Annotated in this window: 23 protein-coding genes and 2 tRNA genes; 11 read left to right on the top strand and 14 right to left on the bottom strand. The window is 63.5% G+C overall.

The genetic code is table 11. The annotated features are described in order from the left end of the window. The first annotated feature begins 85 nt into the window (after positions 1-85). Both F3H98_RS06195 and F3H98_RS06190 read left to right on the top strand, forming a co-directional pair. Positions 86-793, top strand: a complete 708-nt coding sequence (locus tag F3H98_RS06195) for an SDR family NAD(P)-dependent oxidoreductase (protein ID WP_149759225.1) — start codon at positions 86-88, stop codon at positions 791-793. Positions 794-918: 125 nt separating this feature from the next. Beyond that, entirely contained in the window at positions 919-1,854 is a 936-nt protein-coding gene (locus F3H98_RS06190; protein ID WP_149759224.1) for a GGDEF domain-containing protein, read from the top strand. 109 nt (positions 1,855-1,963) lie between these two features. Here the strand turns inward: F3H98_RS06190 and rpsA are convergent, their stop codons facing one another. The 5 genes from rpsA to aroA all read right to left on the bottom strand — a co-directional run bounded on the left by rpsA (position 1,964) and on the right by aroA (position 7,864). Next, positions 1,964-3,664, bottom strand: coding sequence for a 30S ribosomal protein S1 (rpsA, locus tag F3H98_RS06185; protein ID WP_149759223.1), 1,701 nt, complete (start codon positions 3,662-3,664; stop codon positions 1,964-1,966). Between the two features lie 206 nt (positions 3,665-3,870). After that, positions 3,871-4,521: a (d)CMP kinase gene (gene cmk / locus F3H98_RS06180; protein ID WP_149759222.1), complete on the bottom strand. Its 651-nt coding sequence runs from the start codon at positions 4,519-4,521 to the stop codon at positions 3,871-3,873. A 51-nt stretch (positions 4,522-4,572) separates the two neighbouring features. Then, positions 4,573-5,286, bottom strand: a complete 714-nt coding sequence (locus tag F3H98_RS06175; RefSeq protein WP_149759221.1) for a hypothetical protein — start codon at positions 5,284-5,286, stop codon at positions 4,573-4,575. 31 nt (positions 5,287-5,317) lie between these two features. Beyond that, positions 5,318-6,427, bottom strand: a complete 1,110-nt coding sequence (locus tag F3H98_RS06170) for a cysteine peptidase family C39 domain-containing protein (RefSeq protein WP_149759220.1) — start codon at positions 6,425-6,427, stop codon at positions 5,318-5,320. A 96-nt stretch (positions 6,428-6,523) separates the two neighbouring features. Further along, positions 6,524-7,864, bottom strand: a complete 1,341-nt coding sequence (aroA, locus tag F3H98_RS06165) for a 3-phosphoshikimate 1-carboxyvinyltransferase (RefSeq protein ID WP_149759219.1) — start codon at positions 7,862-7,864, stop codon at positions 6,524-6,526. Positions 7,865-8,070: 206 nt separating this feature from the next. On the opposite strand from aroA, the gene F3H98_RS06160 reads away from it, so the two are divergent. The 3 genes from F3H98_RS06160 to F3H98_RS06150 all read left to right on the top strand — a co-directional run bounded on the left by F3H98_RS06160 (position 8,071) and on the right by F3H98_RS06150 (position 9,096). Continuing rightward, the gene (locus F3H98_RS06160) at positions 8,071-8,460 is read left to right on the top strand and encodes a TIGR02300 family protein (protein WP_149759218.1); all 390 of its coding nucleotides are present in this window, start codon (positions 8,071-8,073) and stop codon (positions 8,458-8,460) included. A 169-nt stretch (positions 8,461-8,629) separates the two neighbouring features. Next, positions 8,630-8,705, top strand: a tRNA-Ala gene (locus F3H98_RS06155). 100 nt (positions 8,706-8,805) lie between these two features. Next, entirely contained in the window at positions 8,806-9,096 is a 291-nt protein-coding gene (locus F3H98_RS06150) for a hypothetical protein (protein WP_244621614.1), read from the top strand. Positions 9,097-9,215: 119 nt separating this feature from the next. On the opposite strand, the gene pobA is transcribed toward F3H98_RS06150, so the two are convergent. Then, complete coding sequence (pobA, locus tag F3H98_RS06145) at positions 9,216-10,385, bottom strand: 4-hydroxybenzoate 3-monooxygenase (protein WP_149759217.1); 1,170 nt, start codon at positions 10,383-10,385, stop codon at positions 9,216-9,218. Positions 10,386-10,695: 310 nt separating this feature from the next. Between pobA and dapE the strand changes: the two genes are divergently transcribed. Together dapE and F3H98_RS06135 are read left to right on the top strand one after the other, a co-directional pair. Beyond that, entirely contained in the window at positions 10,696-11,883 is a 1,188-nt protein-coding gene (gene dapE / locus F3H98_RS06140) for a succinyl-diaminopimelate desuccinylase (protein WP_149759216.1), read from the top strand. Positions 11,884-11,893: 10 nt separating this feature from the next. Beyond that, a complete protein-coding gene (locus F3H98_RS06135) occupies positions 11,894-12,499 on the top strand; it encodes a transporter (protein ID WP_149759215.1) in 606 nt (201 codons plus the stop codon). On the opposite strand, the gene F3H98_RS06130 is transcribed toward F3H98_RS06135, so the two are convergent. Continuing rightward, positions 12,492-13,661 carry an MFS transporter gene (locus tag F3H98_RS06130; RefSeq protein ID WP_149759214.1) on the bottom strand — a complete coding sequence of 390 codons (1,170 nt, stop codon included), beginning with the start codon at positions 13,659-13,661 and terminating at the stop codon, positions 12,492-12,494. The two genes, F3H98_RS06135 and F3H98_RS06130, sit on opposite strands and share 8 nt — an antisense overlap. Positions 13,662-13,709: 48 nt before the next feature. Between F3H98_RS06130 and F3H98_RS06125 the strand changes: the two genes are divergently transcribed. Next, entirely contained in the window at positions 13,710-14,249 is a 540-nt protein-coding gene (locus tag F3H98_RS06125) for an Lrp/AsnC family transcriptional regulator (protein WP_149759213.1), read from the top strand. A gap of 99 nt (positions 14,250-14,348) precedes the next feature. Here the strand turns inward: F3H98_RS06125 and F3H98_RS06120 are convergent, their stop codons facing one another. From F3H98_RS06120 to F3H98_RS06090, 7 genes are all read right to left on the bottom strand, one after another. Next, positions 14,349-14,567, bottom strand: coding sequence for an SRPBCC family protein (locus tag F3H98_RS06120; RefSeq protein WP_188130342.1), 219 nt, complete (start codon positions 14,565-14,567; stop codon positions 14,349-14,351). 70 nt (positions 14,568-14,637) lie between these two features. Further along, positions 14,638-15,117, bottom strand: a complete 480-nt coding sequence (locus F3H98_RS06115; protein ID WP_149759316.1) for an SRPBCC family protein — start codon at positions 15,115-15,117, stop codon at positions 14,638-14,640. Between the two features lie 2 nt (positions 15,118-15,119). Continuing rightward, on the bottom strand, positions 15,120-15,422 hold the full coding sequence (locus tag F3H98_RS06110) for an ArsR/SmtB family transcription factor (protein ID WP_280177972.1): 303 nt from the start codon (positions 15,420-15,422) through the stop codon (positions 15,120-15,122). A 332-nt stretch (positions 15,423-15,754) separates the two neighbouring features. Then, positions 15,755-15,831: transfer RNA gene (locus tag F3H98_RS06105), tRNA-Arg, on the bottom strand. A gap of 261 nt (positions 15,832-16,092) precedes the next feature. Next, positions 16,093-17,583 carry an ATP-binding protein gene (locus F3H98_RS06100; protein ID WP_149759211.1) on the bottom strand — a complete coding sequence of 497 codons (1,491 nt, stop codon included), beginning with the start codon at positions 17,581-17,583 and terminating at the stop codon, positions 16,093-16,095. Positions 17,584-17,721: 138 nt separating this feature from the next. After that, positions 17,722-19,149 (bottom strand): dihydrolipoyl dehydrogenase family protein, encoded by a 1,428-nt coding sequence (locus F3H98_RS06095; RefSeq protein ID WP_149759210.1) that lies wholly within the window; start codon positions 19,147-19,149, stop codon positions 17,722-17,724. A gap of 20 nt (positions 19,150-19,169) precedes the next feature. Further along, positions 19,170-19,964, bottom strand: a complete 795-nt coding sequence (locus F3H98_RS06090) for a TVP38/TMEM64 family protein (RefSeq protein WP_149759209.1) — start codon at positions 19,962-19,964, stop codon at positions 19,170-19,172. 401 nt (positions 19,965-20,365) lie between these two features. Here F3H98_RS06090 and rpmH point away from each other — a divergent pair, with 401 nt between their 5' ends. The 3 genes from rpmH to yidC are packed head-to-tail and all read left to right on the top strand — an operon-like array spanning position 20,366 to position 22,698. After that, entirely contained in the window at positions 20,366-20,500 is a 135-nt protein-coding gene (gene rpmH, locus F3H98_RS06085; RefSeq protein WP_008833937.1) for a 50S ribosomal protein L34, read from the top strand. Between the two features lie 17 nt (positions 20,501-20,517). Then, positions 20,518-20,871: a ribonuclease P protein component gene (rnpA, locus tag F3H98_RS06080; protein ID WP_149759208.1), complete on the top strand. Its 354-nt coding sequence runs from the start codon at positions 20,518-20,520 to the stop codon at positions 20,869-20,871. A 9-nt stretch (positions 20,872-20,880) separates the two neighbouring features. After that, a complete protein-coding gene (yidC, locus tag F3H98_RS06075; protein WP_149759207.1) occupies positions 20,881-22,698 on the top strand; it encodes a membrane protein insertase YidC in 1,818 nt (605 codons plus the stop codon). Positions 22,699-22,772: the final 74 nt, after the last annotated feature.

Raw genomic sequence — 22,772 nt, 5'->3', positions numbered from 1 at the left:
GTGGCTCGACGCGCCGCCCGGCTGCGATCAGGATGGTGTTGAAGCGGCGATTCCATCACCGCACCGGTCGAGGAGATGACGGACAATGGCAAAGGCATTCGAGGGCAGGCATGTCGCGGTGACCGGTGGAACTGGGGCGCTGGGTGCGGCGGTGGTGGTGCTGCTGCTCGATGAGGGGGCGACATGCCATGTGCCCGTCAATCACGGTTCGGCGCCGGCGAATTTTGCCCATGCCGGCCATGAGAGGGTGAGGATAGCCGGCAATGTCGACCTTACCGACGCTGAGGCCGTCGATGCGTTCTATTCCGGCATCCCGCAGCTCTGGGCCTCGATCCATATCGCCGGCGGCTTCGCCATGGCGCCGATCGACCAGACGCAGGCCGACGATTTCTCGGCGATGATGGATATCAACGCCAAGACGGTGTTTCTCTGCAGCCGCGCCGCCGCGCGCGCCATGCTGGCGGCGCAGAATGGCGGCCGCATCGTCAATGTCGCGGCCCGCGCGGCGCTGGAGCCGCGCAAGGGCGCCGGCATGGTGGCCTATGCGGCGAGCAAGGCAGCGGTGGCGGCAATGACGGTGGCGCTGGCGGAGGAACTGAAGGCCGCCGATATCCTGGTCAACGCCGTGGCGCCGTCGACGCTCGACACCGCCGTCAACCGCGCGGCGATGCCGAAGGCCGATTTTTCGAAATGGGTGAGCCTCGAAGCGGCTGCCGAGGCGATCGTGCATCTTGCCTCGCCGATCAACCTTGTGACGAGCGGGGTGGTCGCATCGATATACGGGCGTGCATGAACCATTACGGACGCCGCCGCCAGCTCAGGCCGCATCTACTCCCTTTTGCCGATGTGAGGCGATGAAACTCTTGAAAAGAACAAATCGTTAATTGCTTGTAGTCCGCGATGATCGATAGTGGGGGAATGGACGAAACCGTCGCGAAGCTATCTGAGATGTACGATACGACGCCGGTGCTGGTCGCGGCATACGACGGCTTCGATCGGCTGCGTTATGCCAACCGTGCGTTCCGCGCCGCTTTCTTCATCGAGCCCGACGAGGCGCCGCTGTGGCCGGACCTGATGCGCCGCAATTTCATCGCACGCCGGGGAACCGTTATCAGCCGGCCGGATTTTGACGCCTGGCTGACATCAACCTATTCGCGCCGCGGCAAGACCGGGTTCCGCGCCTTCGAGACCGACCTCTATGACGGGCGCTGGCTGTGGATGACGGAGACCGTCCAGAGCGACGGCTGGATGCTGTGCATCGCCAGCGACATCACCCACCTCAAGGCGGACGGGCGTTCGCTGCGGCAGGACCGCGACTCCGCCATCAAGGCGGCGCACACCGATGAACTGACGGGCGTCGCCAATCGCCGGTTCGTCTACGCGCGCATGGACGAAATGCTGCGGCGACCGGTTCCCGCGAATGGCGTACTCGGCTGCATCGGCGTCATCGACCTCGACAACTTCAAATACGTGAACGACAGGTTCGGCCATCAGGCGGGCGATGTCATCCTGCGCGATTTCGCCGCCACGATCCTGCGCCATCTGCGCCGCTCCGACTGTTTCGGCCGTGTCGGCGGAGAGGAGTTCATGCTGGTTCTGCCGGACACGACGGTCGCGACAGCTGTACTGATCGTCGAGCGGATGCTGGCTTCGATCCACCGGTCGCGGCCGCTGAAGGACAGGGCCGACGTTGGCTATACGTTCTCCGCGGGCATCGCGTCCGGCCATCCCGGCGACGATACAGCCAGCCTCTGCGCGCGCGCCGACAGGGCGCTCTATGCCGCCAAGCTTGCCGGGCGCGACCGCATCCATGTCGATTGTCCGGGGGATGAAAAATCCGCGATCGCCGGCTGACGGGAACTGTCGGCCCGCCACCGGCATAATGCCGAGTGACAAAAAAACCCGCCGGATCGCTCCGGCGGGTTTTTGATTTGGGGACCGCGGAAAGCGGCCGGCGACAATTTTACTTGTCGCCCTGCTTCTTGAGCGCCGCGCCCAGGATGTCGCCGAGCGAAGCGCCGGAGTCGGTCGAGCCGTACTGGGCAACCGCTTCCTTCTCTTCGGCGATTTCCAGCGCCTTGATCGAGACCTGCAGCTTGCGGGTCTTCTTGTCGAAGGCGATGACGCGCGCGTCGACCTTCTGGCCGACCGAGAAGCGCTCGGGGCGCTGCTCGTCACGGTCGCGCGACAGGTCGGACCGCTTGATGAAGGTCTCGATGTCGTGGTCGACGAGCCGGACTTCCAGGCCGCCGTCCTTGACGCCGATGACTTCGCAGGTGACGACCGCGTTCTTGCGCAGCTCGCCCGAAGAGGCGGCTTCACCGACGGCATCACGCGCCAGCTGCTTGACGCCGAGCGAGATGCGCTCCTTCTCGATGTCGACATCGAGAACCTGCGCTTTCACCATGTCGCCACGGTTGTACTCTTCGATCACCTGCTCGCCCGGACGGTTCCAGTCGAGGTCGGACAGGTGGACCATGCCGTCCACGTCGCCTTCGAGGCCGATGAACAGGCCGAACTCGGTCTTGTTCTTGACCTCGCCCTCGACCTGGCTGCCGACCGGATGGTTGCGGGCGAAAGCCTCCCACGGGTTCTCAAGCGTCTGCTTGAGGCCGAGCGAGATACGGCGCTTGGCCGGATCGACTTCGAGCACCACCACATCGACAGCTTGAGAGGTCGACAGGATCTTGCCGGGGTGCACGTTCTTCTTGGTCCACGACATTTCCGAAACGTGGATGAGGCCCTCGATGCCCGGCTCCAGCTCGACGAACGCGCCGTAGTCGGTGATGTTGGTGACCGTGCCGGAGATCTTCTTGCCGAGCGGGTACTTGGCGCCGATGCCTTCCCACGGATCCGACTCGAGCTGCTTCATGCCGAGCGAGATGCGGTGGGTTTCCTGATTGATGCGGATGATCTGCACCTTGACCGTCTGGCCGATGTTGAGGATCTCGGTCGGATGGTTGACGCGGCGCCAGGCCATGTCGGTGACATGCAGCAGGCCGTCGATGCCGCCGAGGTCGACGAACGCACCGTAGTCGGTGATGTTCTTGACCACGCCTTCGACAACCTGGCCCTCTTCGAGGTTCTGCACGATTTCCGAACGCTGTTCGGCACGGCTCTCCTCGAGGACGGTGCGGCGCGACACGACGATGTTGCCGCGGCGGCGATCCATCTTGAGGATCTCGAAGGGCTGCGGGTTGTGCATGAGCGGGGTGACGTCGCGGATCGGACGGATATCGACCTGCGAACGCGGCAGGAAGGCCACGGCGCCGTCGAGATCGACGGTGAAGCCGCCCTTGACCTGGTTGAAGATGACGCCTTCGACGCGCTCACCCTTGGTGAACTTCTCTTCGAGGCGGACCCAGCTCTCTTCGCGGCGAGCCTTCTCACGCGAAAGCATCGCTTCGCCAAGCGCGTTTTCGATGCGCTCGACATAAACCTCGACGGTGTCGCCGACCTTCAACTGGCCGTCCTTGGCCTTGGCGCCGAATTCCTTCAGCGGCACGCGGCCTTCGACCTTGAGGCCGACATCGATGATGGCCATGTCTTTTTCGATGGCCGTGATGAGACCCTTGACGACCTGGCCTTCACCCGAGTGGCCGTCGGAAAACGACTCTTCGAGCAGCGCGGAAAAATCGTCGCGGGTGGGATTTGCTTGTGACATATGTTCTCCTGGAGGGCCCCGCATGAGCGGGACCGGCGCCGTGGGTTCGAGTTGCGTTGACCTGACCAGACATTCCGGCCCGTTGGGGCCTGGTGCCGCTTTCGAAGCGGCGGTTCCGGCGCATAAGAATGCTGGCAGGCGGTTTTCCCCGAAGCCCGGAAATGGATCGCGTCACCGCCGCAGCGGCTCACCGACAATTCGAGGCTTCAGGCTGTGTTTCCGGTCGCCAAGGCCTCGTCGATCAGGGCTTTGGCCGCCAGAAACGCGGTCTCTATAGACATTTCCGACGTATCGAGCAAGTGCGCGTCGGCGGCGGGCCTCAACGGCGAGTCGGCGCGGCCGGTGTCGCGGGCGTCGCGGCGCTCGATATCGGCAAGGATTTCGCCGAAATCGGCGGTGCCGCCGCGCGATTCGATGTCGCGCAGCCGCCGCCCTGCGCGCACCGCAGCACTCGCGGTGACATAGAGCTTCACGTCGGCGTCCGGGCAGACCACGGTGCCGATGTCGCGCCCGTCGAGCACAGCGCCCGGCGGCGTCGCGGCAAAGGCGCGCTGCTTGTCGACCAGGATCTTGCGCACGCTTGGGAAGACGGCGACCCGCGAGGCGGCATCGCCCACGGCGTGCGCCGACAGAGCGTGCTTGTCCAGGCGCGAGAGATCGACCTGGCGGGCGGCGGTTTCCGCCGCCGAGACGTTGTCGAGCGGCAGTCCGTGGCTGATGAGCGCATGCGCCACGGCGCGGTAGGTGAGGCCGGTGTCGAGATGCGGCAGATGGAAGTAGTCGGCAAGCCGGCGCGCGAGCGTGCCTTTGCCGGAAGCCGCGGGACCGTCGATGGCGATGAGAATGGAGCGGGTCATGAACGAAGCTTCAAGCCGAGATGCGCGGCGAAGGCAAGGGGCTGCTGTCGGTCAGCCTGGTTTGCCGCGTGACCGGCGCAGCCAATCATCATAGCCCGGCTCGAAGGGGAAAGGAGAGGGTTCCCAGATTTTTTCGAGGTTCGAATGTTCTGCGGTTAAAGCTTCCCATTCGTGCAAGGTCCGAGCTATCGCACCGTAGTTCGCATCATCGAGCAGGTGGCAGAGCTGCCGTATCTGCTCGAACTCATCCTCATCGAAATAGTCGTCCTGCTTTTGGAACCAGTCATTGCGCTGCCGCGCCATCAGCTTACTCGCGCCGTCAAAATTTCCCATCGCAAGCTCAAGGCAAAAGTTCGAATGCGGTGTGACCGGGTTTGCTTGCCTAGCGGCAACCCGGTAGAACCGCTCTAAGGAATCGACGGAGCGGAGAAAAGGTAGGACCGCGGTTTCGATATGCTCCTGGAAGGCTTCATATCCTATCGGCGGAGGCATCAGTTCCGGAGAGATAAGAATTGCTTCTCCCTGAGGAAGCGACGTGCTGAAGCCGATCGTATCCTCCAGCTCCGTTGGGAAAAGTGGCGCCCATAGGCTCTGGATGCTCCACACCCCGTACAACGCGCCTTTCTCCGGGACGTCGTACGCCATCATTCTCCTGACGAAATGACGAACCGGCTTTACCACCGTCCATAAACCGGTATGGATCAAGCCATGCTGCTGCTCGAGCCGCCGCGTCAGCCAGTGTTCCCCGCCTATCGGAGAAGCCATTGCGCCAGCCCTCCGAAACCACGCGTTGTCGTCATGGACGCAACGCAGGCCTGACTTCTACGATTATTACCCCAGTCACTTTTGGATACCTAGCGATAACGTTCTGATAAATCTCCAAGAATCGCTTGGTAGGCATAGGATAGAAACCTGTTTTCAAATCATATACACAAACAAAATTATCCTCTCGTTTCTCCAGGATATCGATCCGAACCGTGCCTTTGAGGGCGTATCGCGATATGTCTATATCGGATTTAAATATCGATACTTCGGTCATCAGATTTGAGTCGCGTAGCGCATCGATACTCGCTTTAACGCCCATATGTACGGCTGTTCCATAAGCGCCTTTATTTTTGAATAAAACAGGGTTCAGCGATTTCGCAACCTGATTCGTTATATTCTGGACAAGCGGAAATCTGGGGCATGCATCTTCGACCTCTTCACGGGTCAATTTTGAGGTCCAAAGTGGTGGTTCTCCCGGAACCGGCACAAGCTTGTCGGCTCTGAACGAAAAGATAACCTCTTCACCCGGGTCTCTGGAATTCAGCCACCAATTGTAAAGCTCGATCGCAGCGTCCCGGACTACTTCTGCCGGACTTGAAAAAGGGCCTTTCTTTGGTTTGCGGGAGTCAAAGAGCGCTTGTTGTACGATGGGCTGAGCGATAGGTCCTTCGGACGCCCAAAGAGTTTCGCTGACTAACTTTCCAGCCGCGTCATAGATACGCTGCGTATCATCATTGTTTTCGAAGGTGAAACGCGAACCGTCCCCGAGAGTGACCACGTTGCGCTCGGTGTCTGCGTTTGTGCGCTCGGAAACGATCACGCTGCCGTTGCGATTGTAGACGGTGGTCGAGGCGAGCGAGCCATCGCTGCGGCGGCGCTCGGCATAGGTTCGCCAAGGTTTTTCGCCTGACGGGTCGCGAACAACGCGTACTGCGGCCTCGGGCCGGAGCGAAGTGCGCGCGCCTCCGGTATTGGCGGTCCATTGACCGCCTTCTGCATTACCCGCAGGCACCCGTGGTTGGCTCGGATTGAAATTGGCTTTTAGACACAGCCGAAGAAGAGCAGCCTTAAATTGCAGGGCGGCGAGTCTCGCCCGAAGCTCACTGGGAAACTGGGGTCGATAATCTTTGAAATTCGGCATTGGACGCTCCTTAGTGAAGCGTCCAAGAATATAGGAACAAATACCTAGGTGGATAAATTGCTGTTAGCGCAGGAACCGGACAAGGGCGGCTTCGTCTTACCCGATCGCCGCGCCCAGCCCCTTCATCAGTCCCATGAATTCCGGGAAGCTGGTGGCGATCATGTTGGCGTCGTCGATGCTGACCGGCTTTTCGGTTGCCAGCCCGAGCACCAGGAAGCTCATGGCGATGCGGTGATCGAGATGTGTCGCGACAGTACCACCGCCGAGGCCCTTGCCGTCCGGACGGCCTCTCACGCTGAGCGACGCCTCGCCCTCGGTGCAATCGACGCCGTTGGCCTTCAGCCCGTTGGCCACCGCCGACAGCCGGTCGCTTTCCTTGACGCGCAGTTCGTCGAGGCCTTCCATCAGCGTCTCGCCTTCGGCGAAGGCGGCAGCGACGGCCAGGACCGGATACTCGTCGATCATCGAGGGCGCGCGCTCGGCCGGCACTTTTACGCCCCTGAGTTCGGAGCCGCGCACGCGCAGATCCGCGACATCCTCGCCGCCGGCATTGCGCGGATTAAGGATTTCTATCCGGCCGCCCATTTCCTGCAGCGTCAAGAGAAGGCCGGTGCGGGTCGGGTTCATCAGCACGTTTTCAATCGTGATGTCCGAGCCCGGCACGATCAATGCCGCGACCAGCGGAAAGCCGGCGGACGAGGGATCGCCCGGCACCGCTATGGTCTGGCCGGTCAGCCTGCCCTGGCCCTCGATGCGGATATGACGCACGCCCAGGCTGTCGGTCTCGACTTCGAGGTTGGCCCCAAAACCCTTCAGCATCTTTTCGGTGTGGTCGCGGGTCATCACCGGCTCGATGACGGTGGTGACACCCGGCGTGTTGAGGCCGGCAAGCAGCACGGCCGACTTCACCTGCGCCGACGCCATCGGCACCCGGTAGGAGATCGGAGCGGCGACCTTCGGGCCGCGCAAGGTCAGCGGCATGCGGTCGCCGGGCGACGACTTCAGCACCTGCATGCCCATTTCGCGCAGCGGGTCGAGCACGCGCGCCATCGGCCGGCTTTGCAGCGAGGCGTCGCCGACGAAGGTGGTTTCCATGTCGTAGACGCCCACCAGGCCCATGGTCAGCCGCGATCCGGTGCCGGCATTGCCGAAGTCGAGCGGCGCCTGCGGCTGAAGCAGGGCGCCGTTGCCGGTGCCGCGGATCACCCATTCGTCGCCGGTCTTTGTGATATGTGCGCCCATCGCCTTCATCGCCTCGCCGGTGCGCATCACGTCCTCGCCTTCCAGCAGGCCGGTGATGCGGGTTTCGCCGGAGGCCAGTCCGCCGAACATGAAGGAGCGGTGCGAGATCGACTTGTCGCCGGGCACGCGCGCGGTTCCGGTGAGCGCCGGCGAGCGCCGCGCCGTCGCAGGGTGTGGTTTGGCGTCATGCGCCATTTGGGATGTCCTGGATTTGTTCGGCCGAGCATCCGCTCAAAGCCGGGCGTGGATCTTTTTGCATGGCGTTCCTAACATGGCCGTATCGACCCGTCATCCCAAAAAAACCCGCCGGAACCGGCGTTTCCAGCGGAACTCCTTTTAGCTTTGACAGGCCGGCAAAGCTTGGCTATGGGGACCAACTCTTTTTTGACGAGGCTGGACCCGTGGCTAAACCCGAACTTGGCACCAAACGCATCGACCCGGAGACGGGCCGGAAATTCTACGACCTGAACAAGGATCCGATCGTTTCGCCGTATACCGGCAAATCCTATCCGCGCACCTACTTCGAAACCGCCTCCGAGACGGCCCTCAAGGACGAAGAGGAAGTCGAAGAGAAGGAACTGGACGCCGAGGAGGAAGGCGCCGAAGTCGTATCGCTCGAAGAAGCCGACGATGAGGTGAAGGGCGGCGACGACCTGCCGGATCTAGAGGACGACGAAGATGTCGATCTCGGCGACGACGATGACGACGATACCTTCCTCGCCGACGAGGAAGAGGAAGACGACGACGTTGCCGACATCATTGGCGTCGGCGACGACGAAGACGAAATCTGATTTTCGCCGGCGCGGCTGAGTTAGGCTGCCGCCACGCCGGTCCGCTCGCAAATTTGCCGAAAAAGGCTGACAGGCGGGCTTGATCTTGGTGAGAGGCGGGGTTAGAAGCCGCCTCGACTGCAGCGAGGGACCAGACCTTGCTGGACTTTCCGCCGGAACCGGCGTGTGTGGGGCCATAGCTCAGCTGGGAGAGCGCTTGCATGGCATGCAAGAGGTCAGCGGTTCGATCCCGCTTGGCTCCACCAAATCTTTCCCACCCTTTGTTTACCGGTAATGACCTGCGGTGCGGGCGGCTGCACCGCACCGTGATTTGAAATCGCCGCGCGGCAACCCTATAGATTGCATATGCGCCTCGCATTCACGCCGCTCTCACGGATATCGATACTTTTCGCTGGCATAGCCTTCGTTGGCCTGCCCGGCACAGGCGCGTTGGCGCATGCGGCTGAAGCGCAGAAGGCCCTGCCGGGCGTCGAAGGTGGCTACAGCATCGTCAAGCCGCGCGAGGAAGTGCTGCAACCGGAGCCCGACACGCCGCCTTCGCAGGACGGTGTGCTGAAGGTCGGCGACTGGGACGTAAGAATTTCGGGCAGCGTCATCGTCGATATCGGTACGATGAAGCCGCGGTCCAACCGCTAGACAATTTTCGACTTATACCGAAACAGCTCTCACCCCGAACCCTCTCCCCGTGAAGAACGGGGAGAGGGGGACTGAGGCGTTGCGGCCAGCCTCCTCGCCTCGCTCGCCGGCGCCGGGGATCAGCCGGGCAGGCCGGTGTAATTTTCCGCAAAGCTGGTCCGCGCCGCTGTCGAGCCGACGAGATAGTCGAACTCCGCCCGCTGGATACGCCGCCCGAACCGGCCTGTTTCGGGAAAGGTGTGGAGCAGCGAGGTCATCCACCAGGAAAAGCGCTCGGCTTTCCAGATATGGCTGAGCGCCCGGCCGGAATAGGCGTCGATGCCCGCCGATGAATGCTCCGAGTAAAATTCGATGAGGGCGTCGGCCAGCAGGCCGACATCGTGCATGGCCAGGTTGAGGCCCTTGGCGCCGGTCGGCGGCACGATATGGGCGGCGTCGCCGGCAAGAAACAGCGAGCCGAAGCGCAGCGGCTCGGCGACGAAACTGCGCAACGGCGCGATGGATTTTTCGATCGACGGCCCGGTTTGCAGCCGTGCCGCGAATTCGGGATTGAGCCGCGACCGCAATTCGTCCCAGAAACGACTGTCGGGCCAGTCCTGTGTGCGTTCGGTGGCGGGAACCTGGATGTAGTAGCGACTGCGGCTGTGCGAGCGCATTGAGCACAGTGCGAAGCCACGCTGGTGATGCGCGTAGATCAGTTCGTCGTCGACCGGCGGTTTTTCGACCAGCAGGCCCAGCCAGCCGAAATCGTAGTGGCGCTCGAAGATGGTCAGCGCATCGCCGGGGATGCTGGCGCGCGAGACGCCGTGATAGCCGTCGCACCCCACGATGAAGTCGCAGCCGAGTTCCCGCTGCTGCCCCTGCTGTCGCCAGCTGACGCGCGGGCGGGTGCTGGCGAAATCATGCAGCGCGACATCCTCGGCCTCGTAGACGGTCGGCGCGGCGGATGCGTTGCGCGCATCCATCAGGTCGCGCGTCACCTCGGTCTGGCCGTAGACGGTCACGTGCCTGCCGGTGAGCGACGGAAAATCGATGCGCGCGGCGTCTCCATCGAAGCTGAGCTTGACCCCGTTATGGGCGAGCCCCTCCGCATGGACGCGTGCGCCGACGCCGGCCCGGTGGAGCAGGTCGACCGAACCCTGCTCGAGGACGCCGGCGCGGATGCGCGACAAGACGTGCTCGGCGCTCCTGCGCTCCAGCACGACCGTGTCGATGCCGGCGCGTTCCAGCAGGCGGCCGAGCATCAACCCGGCAGGCCCGGCGCCGACAATGGCGACCTGCGTGCGCATGTCCCTCCTCCTGGTTGCTCCGTCCCTCGATCCAAGGTGGCGGAGGCGCGTCGGCATGCCAATGGACCTGTCCGGCAATCCCCGTCTATTTCGACTGCGCGTTGGCAGGACCGTCCGCCAGGCCTGTCGACCATTCGCCGAAACCGCTTAGAGCGGAACGCACTCAGGCTGAACCGGGCATTCCGCTCCATCTGGCTGTTTTAGCCGCATTTGTGCCACGCCAGGTGATTCCACCTGGCTGCAAAATGCTCTATGCCAGCGCCCCACCATCCCGGTGACAGCCCCGGCACTTTCCGTTAATCCTCCAGCCATGAGTCTGCCTGTCGACCCCACCGCCAATCTCGCTTCCCTCATCCGCTGCGCGTCGGTGACGCCTGCCGAGGGCGGTGCGCTGACGGCGCTCGAGACCATGCTGAAGCCGCTGGGCTTCAATGTCGAGCGCCCGGTCTTTGCCGAAGACGGCACGCCGGACATCGAAAACCTTTACGCGCGGCTGCCGGGCAACGGCCCGCATCTGATGTTTGCCGGCCACACCGATGTGGTGCCGGTAGGCGACGAAGCGGCATGGACGCATCCGCCCTTCGCCGCCGAGATCGCCAATGGCGAGATGTACGGACGCGGCGCGGTCGACATGAAGGGCGGCATCGCCTGCTTCCTTGCCGCTGTGGCACGGCATGTAGAAAAGCACGGCCGGCCGAAGGGATCGATCTCCTTGCTGATCACCGGCGACGAGGAAGGTCCGGCCATCAACGGCACGGTGAAGCTGCTGGAATGGGCCGCCGCAAAGGGCGAGAAATGGGATGCCTCGATCGTCGGCGAGCCGACCAATCCCGACGCGCTCGGCGACATGATCAAGATCGGTCGCCGCGGCTCGCTGTCGGGCATCGTGACCGTCAACGGTCGCCAGGGCCACGCCGCCTATCCGCATCTGGCCGACAATCCGGCGCGCGGCATCGTCACGCTCCTCGACGCGCTTATGGCGCCGGCCTTCGACAAGGGAACCGGGGATTTCCAGCCGACCAATCTCGAAGTGACGTCGATCGACATCGGCAACCCGGCGACCAACGTCATCGCGGCGAAGGCGACCGCCGCCTTCAACATCCGCTTCAATGACAGCTGGACCGTCGAGAGCTTGCAGGCCGAGATTCACAACCGCCTCGACCGCGCCGCCGGCCGGCGCAAGCTGCGCCCGGGACGCAAGGAGCCGATCGACTACGAGATCGTCTGGCGCGATCGGCCGAGCCATGTGTTCCTGACCCGCGACGACCGGCTGATCGAAACGCTGAGCGGCTCGGTCAAGGCGGTCACCGGCAGGACGCCGGGCCTCTCCACCTCTGGGGGCACATCGGATGCCCGTTTCATCAAGGATTATTGCCCGGTGGTCGAATTCGGCCTCGTCGGGCAGACGATGCACATGGTCGACGAACGCGCAGCACTTGCCGACCTGGAGACGCTGACGCAGATCTACGAGCGTTTCCTCCAGGACTGGTTCGGCTGAGAGCACCGACATGCCGCCCGCCGAAGACATCCAGCAGTTTCTTACCGGGGCGTGGCGCCTGATGATGGGCAAGCCGGACGGCATCCGGCTCATGGATATTTCGGCTGACGGCTTCTGGAATTCGTTCTTCGCCATCGTTATCTCGCTGCCGGTGCTTGTCGTCGGCTGGGTGGTGGTCGCCAACGACCTCAGCCAGGACCCCGACATCGCCGGCGGCCGCTTCTCGATCTTCCTGCGGCTGGGGCTCGCCGATCTTGGCTCCTGGCTCATTCCGATTGGCGTGCTGGCGCTGGTGGCGCGCCCGGCCGGCATCGGCAGCCGTTTCGTCCACTATGTGGTGGCCAGCAACTGGGGATCGGCGCTGCTGATCTGGCTGATGCTGCCGCCGGCACTGCTGCGGCTGTTCGTCCCGGCGGCGGGCGAGCCCGCATCGCTAATGTCGCTGGTGCTGTTCCTGATTTCGATGGTGCTGTTCTGGCGTCTCACCAACGCGGTCCTGGGCAAGGGTCCCGCCCTGGCCTCAGCCGTCTTTGTCGGCATGTTTGCCGTGTCGCTGGCGGTGCTGTTCGGCCTGCAGGCGCTGCTCGGCCTGGGGGCCGGCACAGGCGCTACCTGAACGAACCCGCGACCGCGGCAAGCAGCGTCAACACCATGGCGACGAAGGCGGCGACGCCGAAACCGTAGCCCGCATAGAGCGGACCGAAGCCGCTGGTGCCGGCAAACACCGCCAGATAGGTGACGGCGCTGTTCAGACCCATGATGGTGCCGCGTTGCGCCGGATCGATAGCCGTCAGCCGCAAGATCAGGAGGTTGAGGCCGAAATGGTTGAACAGGCCCCATAGGAAGACGGTTGCCAGCACCGTCGCGAAGTTGTCGCCGGCCATCGCGAAAAGCAGATAGACGGCCGCCACGGCAAGGAAGGCGAGCGGCATCAGGCGGCGTGCGCCCACCCGATCGGCGACGCCGTCGAGCAGGGCAGCACCGCCGAAGCCGATGCCGTAGACGAGTGCTGCCAGGCCGTTGGCGCTCACCGGTTCGCCAAGCCCGTTGTGCAGATGGTCGCCGAGATAGCCGTAGACGCCGTAGAAGGCCGTCATGAAAGCGCCGCAGGCGAGCAGCAGCGGCTTGACGCCCGCTATTGCCAGCGCCGCGAGCGGCATCGGCGCCGGACCTGCCGCCAGCGCGTCGCGGCGTGGCATCAGCGACAGCCCGGCCATCGCAGCGACTGAAAGGATTGCGACTGCGGTATAGACTGCGCGCCAGTGTATGAAGTCGGCCAGGACTGCCGACAGCGACACGCCGGCGACCATGCTCAAGGTCCAGCCGGTGAGAACCACTCCGATGGTGCGGCTCTCGCGTCCGGGCGGCGCCACCGCCGCGGCACTTGCATAGATCGCCGGCAGGGCGACGCCCGAGGCGATGCCGGCGACCAGCTGGGCGGCAATCAGCGCCGCGACGATGGGGGCGGCGGCGCTGAGCAGCATGGCGGTGGCGAGCACCGCCATGGCGAGCCTGAGCATGCGGCGCGCGCCGAGCCGGTCGATGTGGCGGGCCAGGAACAGGGCGCTTGCCGCGGTGCCGAGACCGAACGCCGCCGACGCCATCATCACCGCCGGCACGCCGGCGCCCAGCGACTGCGACACGGCCGGCGCGATCGGGCCGAGCACCAGCGAGTTGGAGCCGATGACGCCGATGCAGCCGGTCAGCACATAAGCGGCGCGCGGAATGCCGCCCTGTTCGCCGGCATAGTGTTCAAAGGGTTGATCGATCTTCGTCATATCGGCATGATGCCGGAATGGCATTCGGCAACAAGGGGATTTTCACCAATGGATGAAGAAACAGATGGCATTCGGCCGAGCAGGCTTCCGACCCGTGAACTCGACGCCGCAGACCGAAGATTGTTAGGCGTTCTGGTTGACGACGCAACCGTCAGCTATGCCGAACTCGGCGAACGCGCCGGGCTTTCGGCGCCGGCCGCGCATGAACGGGTGAAGCGGCTTCGCCGTTCGGGCGCCATCCGGCAGACCTCGGCGATCATCGATCCGAAGGCGGTGCGCAAGCCGCTGCTGGCCTTTGTTCACGTCGATACGAGGGGCTGGGGCAAGACGCCGGAGCTGATGGCGATCTCGAAGTATCCGGAGGTCGAGGAGATCCATTCGGTCGCCGGCGATACCTGCATGCTGCTGAAAGTGCGCACCGAAGACACCCGGGCGCTGGAAGGCCTGCTTGCCCGCATCTACGAGGTGCCCGGAGTGGTGACGACGCGCAGCTACGTGGCGCTGTCGACCTATCTGGAACGCCCGGTGCAGCCGGGCGCGACGAAGGAGTGGCCGGCGCCGCGCCACATGGCGCAACCGATCTATTAGGATGCCGCAGCTTGAGAATGGCGCGCCCGAAGATATGAAACTGGGAACCGGTAGGTGATCGTAGTCTCGCGCGGAATTCGGCTTTTACGCTGCGCCTTATTATCCCCGTGCCTGCACATGTCGCGCGAAGTTGGCGAGCGTCTGGGCGCCGTACTCGACAGCTGCAGATCCAATCGCCTCGTCGCGCCGCGCCTTGGTGGAATGCATCTGGCGCAAGGTGACGATTGTTTTGCCGTTGGCCTGCTCGTCAAAGGTCAACAGCATTCGATGCGCTGAAGGGTCTTCATCCCGATCAGAACCGTGATCAACCTCGATCAAGGCAGGCGCCTCCAGCCTGAGAAAGCGATCCGGCTGCCGTAGCGCGTCCCGTCTGGCGCGACCGTAAAACTCACCGGCCAAACAGATCGGCGTACCGCTGCAAGTAGAGCGGCCAGCCCTGATCGGCCGCAACGCCGTCGCGCACGCTTTCCCAGCCCGCGCCGTGGCGCTCGAGCTTCCGATGCTCCAGATCGACTCGGGTCCGGCTCGCCGTCTCGGCGGTGAACCGCACCTCCCATTCGCTGGTCTTGTTGAGAACGGTCTCGAGCCGCCATTGCGGCGTAATGTTCCAACTGAGCAGCAGCCGGTGCGGCGGCTCGTAGGCCAGCACATTCGCCCAGCGGCACTCGCTGCCGTCGGCGCCACGATCGTAGATGCTGCCACCGACGCGCGGCTCGAACACCGTTTCGACGATGGGCACACGGAGCAGATTGTGCTCCTTGGGTTTGAACTTGCCAAAGTCCTCGGTGAAAACCTTGAAGGCGCGCTCGATCGGTGCCTCGACCACGATCGAATGCCTGACGATCGTATCTGCTGCTTGCGTACTCATCATCACTCCTTTGGCTGCTGCTCAACGGCTTCCTTGTATGCCGCGAGCGTTTTCATCCAGAACCGGTCCAGGTCCGCGCGCAGAGCCGCCAGCCCGTCGGGATCGACGCGATAGATACGGTGCTTGCCAGCGGCCGTGTCAGTCACGAGCCTGGCGTCCTTCAGCACTCTCAGATGCTGCGAGACCGCTGACCGGGTGACCGGCAGAGCGCCTGCCAACTCAGTCACCGAGCTTGGGTGCTCGACCAGCATCTCAAAGATCGCTCGCCTCGTCGTATCGCCGAGGGCCGTCCAGCCGCTATTCAAGTTAGTTTCCACTAACGCGTTAGTATCGACTCACGCGTTGGATGTCAAGTCGCCGGATGTGCGCACCACGATCATCGCGGGTTCGGGACGTCAGTTTCCCGCAACCCACGTTGACGTCGTTCAGACGCAAATTCACAAGCGACAGGAAGTGGTCAAGGCCAATACGACGGTGTACGTCTGGGCCGAGCCTTTGCGGCCTGAAAGGTCTGCGAACAACCACGCTGCAGTTCGCGAGAGTAGCCGCGCTTCCAAAACCGGCTTAATTTCGCAAATTAGGCCGGCTCCGGGTCTTCATGAAATGCGAAAAATTTAGAGATTTCAGTCTGTTGAAATGGCGCGCCCGAAGAGATTCGAACTCCTGACCCCCAGATTCGTAGTCTGGTGCTCTATCCAGCTGAGCTACGGGCGCGCAACGGGCCGTGATCGACACAACCCACGCATGCCAGGCTTTCGGCCCGGCCGCGAATGTGACGCTACCTAACGAGTGGCGGATGGAAAAGCAAGCCGCCCGTCACGAAAACTTTTGCGACAGAACGACCCGCTCCACGCAAGGACGAGGCATGGCCGCGGCAGCTTAGCGACGCATGGCCGCGATGCCGCAATGCGTGCTGCCGAGTTCCAGTCGCATTTATGCGGACGCCAAATGATTCCATTTGACTGCAAGACGCTCTTAAGCCGGGCGGCGCATCGCCGAGCGGGCTTCGTCGAGCCTGACCGGCTGGTCGGGGATGGTGATGGCGAAGACGGTGCGGCCGCCGATGCTTTCGACCAGTTCCAGCGAGCCGCCATGCGCACGCACCAGTTCGTGGGCAATCGCCAGGCCAAGCCCGGTGCCGCCGCTGCGAGCCGAGCCGCGGAAGGCGGTGAACAGGTTTTCCCGCGCTTTCTGCGGCAGGCCGGGCCCAGTGTCGGTCACGAAGATCCGGCATACGCTTCCCGTGCGCTCGGACGATATCGCCAGCCTGCGCACCAGCGCCGCCTCCCGGTCCGCGGCCATCGCCTCGACGGCATTGCGGCAGAGATTGCTCAGAACGCGGAACAGCTGGTCTGAATCGGCATCGACTTCGAAGGCCGTGTCGACTGCATTGTCGAACTCGATGCCGCCGGCCGGATCGATGCCGAGCAGGCCGTGGACGTCGTCCACGAGCTGGCGAAGCCGAAGCAGTCGCCGCGTGGGCGCTGCCTCCTGCGTTCTGCCATAGGCGAGCACGCCCTCGGTGTAGGCGACGGCGCGGTCCAGCGTGCGCACCAGCTTCGGCGCGAACGACTGGACGGAGGGATCTCTCACCAAAGCGAGGCGGTCTGACATCAGCTGCGCGGATGCCAGGATGTTACGCATGTCGTGGTTGATCTTGGAGACGGCGAGGCCGAGGTCGGCGAGGTGCTTCTGCTCGGCGAGCGTCTTCTGCAGACGTGTCTGCATGTCGGCCAGTTCGCGTTCGGCAACGCCGATCTCGTCGCCGCGGTCCTCCGGCAGGATGACACGGCCGGGATCATCCGGCGCCTCGGAAAACGCCAGCATCGAGCGCGTCATGTCGCGCACCGGCCGGATCATGATCCAGTTGATCGCCCAGAACACCAGCCCCGCGGTGATCAGCGATATCAGCAGCGACAGGAGCGCCACGTTGCGCGAATAGATCAGCATCGCGCCACGCAGTTTCTTGTCGGGAATGACCAGTTCGAACTGCTTGTCGCTGTCGCCGACCTTGCCGAAGACGCGCAGCATCCGGTCGCCGCCGAACAGGGCAGTGTCGAGTGCGTCCCGCATCGCCGCCAGGGCTCCCGTATTGGCGAGGTCGATGTGCTCGTCGACCTGGGGCGGCATGTCGGCCACGACCAGCAGCCGCGAAATGTCGCCGTCGCGCACCGCGATCGCCTTGGCGCCGATCGACATCAGGACATCGTCCTGCGCGGCACGCGGCAGGCTGGCCGGGTTGCCCTGCATCAGCACGCCGCTGATGGTCGCCGCGGTGCCGAGCTTCTCCTCGAGCCAACGCAAGCGGAAATTGGCGATGGACGGGATGAAGATGAGCACTTCGGCCAGAAGCACGAACAGGATGGTCAACAGCAGCAGCTTGGTCGACAGGCCGCGCGACAGCGGCACCATCCGCCGGTCGCGCTGGTTAGCCTCTGCCGCCTTGGCCGCCGCTTGATCGCTCATTCCATGCATTCCTGGGAGGAGAATGCGTTCAGTTTGAACCGGCCATCCTACTCAATCTGTGCGTTTTGCCACATACATGCGACGCCAGGTGATTCCAGGCGACAATCCGGTCAGCCAGCGTGCATCCGTGTCGTTCGCTCAGCCGAAATTGCGCAGCCAGCGGATGACACTGCGAACCAGCGGCTTGCGCGCCACCTCGACAAAATAGGCGATAGCGCCGCGTCTGCCAATTTCGCCCATGGTAGGGTAGGGCGGCATATAGGCCGCGACATCCCCGACCGTCATATTTTTGGCGAGCGCCAGCGCCCACATGTTGATCATCTCGCCGGCATTGGCGCCGGCGATCGAGACGCCGAGGATCCTGCCGCGTCTGCCGGCGAGCAATTTTATGTGGCCCTCGGTCTTCAGTTCCGTCTGGGCGCGATCATTTTCGGCGTAAGGCCAGCGCAGGACGCTAACCGGACCGTACTTTTGCGCCGCCTCCGCTTCGGTGAGGCCGACATGGGCGAGTTCCGGATCGGTGAAGGTGACCCGCGGAATGATCCGGCGGTTTTCCCTGGCCGGCAGCCGAAAGAGCAGCGCCCTGACCACCAGGCCGGCGTGATAGCCGGCGACATGGGTGAAGCGCAGCGGGCCGGCGACATCGCCGATGGCGTAGACGCGGCTGTTGGCGGTCCTGAGCTTGTTCGAGACTTTTATGCCGTTGGCGTCGAAAGCGATGCCGGCCTTGTCGAGCCCGAGCCCTTCGATATTGGCGGTGCGGCCGGTTGCGACCAGCAGATGGGTGCCATCGATGGCCGCAGCACCATGATTATCCTCGATGTTGACGCGAATGCCGGTTTCGCCCTGGCGCTCGACGCTTTTGACTGTCGTAGCCTCGTGGATCGCCACCCCTTCGGCGCGCAGCCGTCGCAAGACGACCGCCGCCATTTCGGGATCTTCGGCGCCCAGCGCGGTTGCCGCCTCGATCACCGTTACGGCGGAGCCGAGCCGCCGGTGCGCCTGCGCCATCTCCAGGCCGACCGGCCCCCCACCGATGACGACGAGATGTTGCGGCCGCTCAACCAGGTCGAACAGCGTCTCGTTGGTGAGGTAGGGGACACCATCGAGGCCGGGTATCGACGGTATCGTGGGAGACGAGCCGGTGGCGATGACGAAACGCCGGGCACGAACCTCGACATCGCCGGCGACCACGGTGCCTGCGTCCGTGAAACGGGCTTCTGCCTTGATCACATGCACACCGAGCGCGGTGAAACGCCCGACGGAATCATTGGGTGCGATCGCGGCGATGACGGCATGGACGTGCCTGTTCACGGCGGCGAAGTCGATTTCCGGCTCGATGTTGCCGATGCCGAACCCGGCGCCGTTGCGCATCGCCTCGGCGTGCTTGGCCGCGGCGATGATGGCTTTGGAGGGTACGCAGCCGAAATTCAGGCAATCGCCGCCCATCGCGCCCTTCTCGATCAGCACCACCGGCACGCCGAAGGCGGCCGCGGCCGCCGCGACCGAGAGGCCGCCGGAGCCTGCGCCGATCACGCAGATGTCGGGCGTAAGAGGGTTCGCCATGGCATGCTTTCCCGGCTCGTCTACGAGGTGCCGTCCTTGCCGGCGCTGTCGGCACCGGCATCGCGTTTCCAGCGCTTCTTTACGATGATGGCGATGAGAGCCACAAGCGCAAGCGCGGCAAAGGCGATGGTGATCTGCGGCGTCACCAGATCCTTGACCTTGGCATGGCGGCCGGCGGCCTTGGCGGCGGTGAGCACGCTGTCGACGCCTTCGCCCAGCCAGGCATAGGCGATGGCGCCGGGCACGATGCCGATCGCCGTCGCCGCGACGAAGGTACGAAGCTTCACATTGAACAATGCCGGGGCGACATTGACGACGACGAAGGGGATGAAGGGCGCTAGGCGCAGCGCCAGGAGGAAGCCGAACGCATCCTTTTCGAAACCCTCGGCAAGGCGGGCCGAGACACCACCGAGACGGCGCTTCAGATAGTCGCCAAACGCCGTCCGCGCCGCCAGAAACAGCAGCGTCGCCCCGCTGGTGGCGCCGATCACCGCAAGTGTGGCGCCAAATGCCCAGCCGAACATGAAGCCGCCGAAAATAGTGAGCACCGACGCCGCCGGAAAGGAAAACGCGACGGCAAGCGTATAGCAGGTGACAAAACCGAACGGCGCCAGCACGGGATGGGCGGCGGCGAACGCCTTCAGCACGTCCTGGCTCTTGCCGAGGTAGCGCAGCGTCAGAAAATGGTGCCAGTCCATCGCATAACCAAGCGCGAGGCCGGCGACGATCAGGACGATCGGCGCAAACCGCCAGAAAGCGGATTTCCTGGCTCGCCCGTCGCCGCTCGTTGCGGTCGGACCCGCAGCCTTGGTCATTGTTTCTCCCGCCCTCCGGGCATGCCTGCTGTCCGGAAGTTCGACAGCCCGTCCGGTTCCTGTCACATGAGCCCAGTGGGGCGGCAGGAGCAAGCGCTTCGCGCATTGTCTCACCGGGTTTTGACCTCTTCGCGAGATATACTCACCCTTGCGTGAAACGGGTTTGCAGTGCAGCGGAACAAAAGTCTTACTCCCTGCAAGCAGCCAAGTCCGGCTGCTTGATGCGTCTCGACCACTGCTTTGCAGCCGGGAATTGACTTCCAGAAACCTTCTTTCTATAAGCCCGCTCACGCTCGGGTCCGTGGTCCGGCGCAATTTGTATTGCGCTACGGCCTGCCCCGGCACAGCTCCTGTTCATAGCGACAGCACCAAGAAGGGCCGCACGCCGCGGTATCAAACAAATGAAGCGCACCTATCAACCCTCAAAGCTCGTCCGCAAGCGCCGGCACGGTTTCCGTGCCCGCATGGCCACCAAGGGTGGTCGCGGAGTGGTCGCCGCCCGCCGCAACCGCGGTCGCAAGCGGCTGTCCGCCTAAAGCGGAAGCCAACCACCTTGCCGGTGGCCGGCAAGCCCGGAACCTTGGTTTTCCGAAGGCTTCGCAAGCGCGCGGAGTTCCTGGCCGTCCGGCGTGGTGAAAAGCGCCGCGGGCGGCTTTTCCTGCTGGAAACGATGGACCGCGGCGACGGCGGGACACCGCGCGTCGGCTTCACGGTTACCAAGAAGGCGGGCAACGCCGTGCAGCGGAACCGCATCCGGCGGCGCCTCAAGGAAGCCGTTCGTCTTCATGCCGCAGGTGACATGGCCCCCGGCAATGACTATGTCATCGTCGGGCGGACGGAGATACTCACCGCCCCCTTCGGAACCTTGACATCCGAACTTTCACGCCGAATTCGCGGATCGCGTTAGGACCACTTGATGGAAAACAACCGCAATTTCTTCATCACCATCGCGCTTTCCGTGCTGATCCTGACCCTCTGGCAGGTGTTCTACATGAACCCGCGCATCGAGTCGCAGCGCGAGGCCGCGCGCATCGAGGCTGAGCGTGTCGAAGCGGAGAAGAAGACGGCGGCGCCCGCGGCAAGCGGTGAAGGCGTCGCCCTTCCGGGAGCGGCAGCGCCTGGTGCCGCTGTGCCCGGCGCCGAGGGTTCGCTCGCGCTTGACCGCCAGTCGGCGATCGCCGCTACCCCGCGCATCCAGATCGACACGCCGAGCCTTTCGGGCTCGATCAACCTCAAGGGCGGCCGTATCGACGACGTGCGGCTCAAGGACTACCGGCTGACGGTCGAGAAGGATTCGCCGACCATTGAACTGCTCAATCCCTCGACCCTGCCCAACGGGCAATATGCCGAGATCGGCTTTGTCGGCGACGCCAGCACCGGCACCGTGCCGGGGCCGGATACGGTCTGGACCGTCGAAGGCAACCAGACGCTGACGCCGTCGACACCGGTGGTGCTCACCTACACCAACGACAAGGGCTTGACCTTCAAGCGCACCATCGCCGTCGATGACAACTATATGTTCACGGTCTCCGACACGGTGTCGAATGCCGGAACCGCACCGGTCTCGCTGTCGAACTACGGTCGCGTCACCCGCTTCGACAAGCCGACGCATGCCAGCACCTACGTGCTGCACGAAGGCCTGATCGGCGTGACGGGCGAGGAAGGCCTCCAGGAAATCAACTATTCCACGATCGAGGAAGACAAGCAGGTCAAGCCGGGCAAATCCAAGGACGGCTGGCTTGGCATCACCGACAAATATTGGGCGGTAGCACTTGTTCCTTCCGCCGAACGTGAATTCCAACCCAGCTTTTCGTATCTTTCCGACCAGCGCCCGCGCTACCAATCCGATTATCTGAGCGACGCGATCACGGTAGCGCCCGGCCAGTCCGCGACGGTCGAGACCCTGGTTTTCGCCGGCGCCAAGGAAGTGGCCAAGATCCAGTCCTACGAGACCGAGCGCAAGATCCGTCAGTTCGACCTGCTGATCGACTGGGGCTGGTTCTATTTCATCACCAAGCCGATGTTCTGGCTGATCGATACGCTCTATCGCTTCCTCGGCAATTTCGGCCTCGCCATCCTGGCGACCACCGTCATCGTCAAGGCTGTCTTCTTCCCGCTCGCCAACAAGTCCTATGTGTCGATGGCGAACATGAAGAAGGTGCAGCCCGCCATGTTGGAAATCCGCGAAAAATATGCGGACGACAAGATGAAGCAGCAGCAGGCGATGATGGAACTGTACAAGAAGGAAAAGATCAATCCGCTGGCGGGGTGCTGGCCGATCCTGATCCAGATCCCGGTGTTCTTCGCGCTCTACAAGGTGCTCTACGTCACCATCGAAATGCGGCACGCGCCGTTCTTCGGCTGGATCCAGGATCTGGCGGCGCCCGATCCGACGTCGATTTTCAACCTGTTCGGACTGTTGCCGTTCACGCCGCCCGCCTTCCTGCCGCTTCTCGGCGTCTGGGCGGTGGTGATGGGCATCACCATGTTCCTGCAGATGCGCATGAACCCGGCGCCGCCGGACCCGACGCAGGCGATGATCTTCAACTGGATGCCGCTGGTGTTCACCGTCATGATGGGCAGCTTCCCGGCCGGCCTGGTGATTTACTGGGCGTGGAACAACTTCCTGTCGATCCTGCAGCAGGGCGTCATCATGAAGCGCCAGGGCGCCAAGATAGAGCTCTGGGACAATCTGATCGCAATGTTCAAGAAGAAACCCAGTCCGGCGGAGTAAGCCCCGCCTGCGGCGTTCTGTTCCCGGAGATTTCCGCAGGGCCTGTTCCAGAACAGGCCCTGTTTCGTTGGGCC

The organism is Neomesorhizobium albiziae, from assembly GCF_900114255.1.
In the GTDB taxonomy this organism is placed as follows: domain Bacteria; phylum Pseudomonadota; class Alphaproteobacteria; order Rhizobiales; family Rhizobiaceae; genus Neomesorhizobium; species Neomesorhizobium albiziae.
Note: the sequence above shows the minus strand (reverse complement) of the source record. Positions and strands in the feature narration are given on the sequence as shown.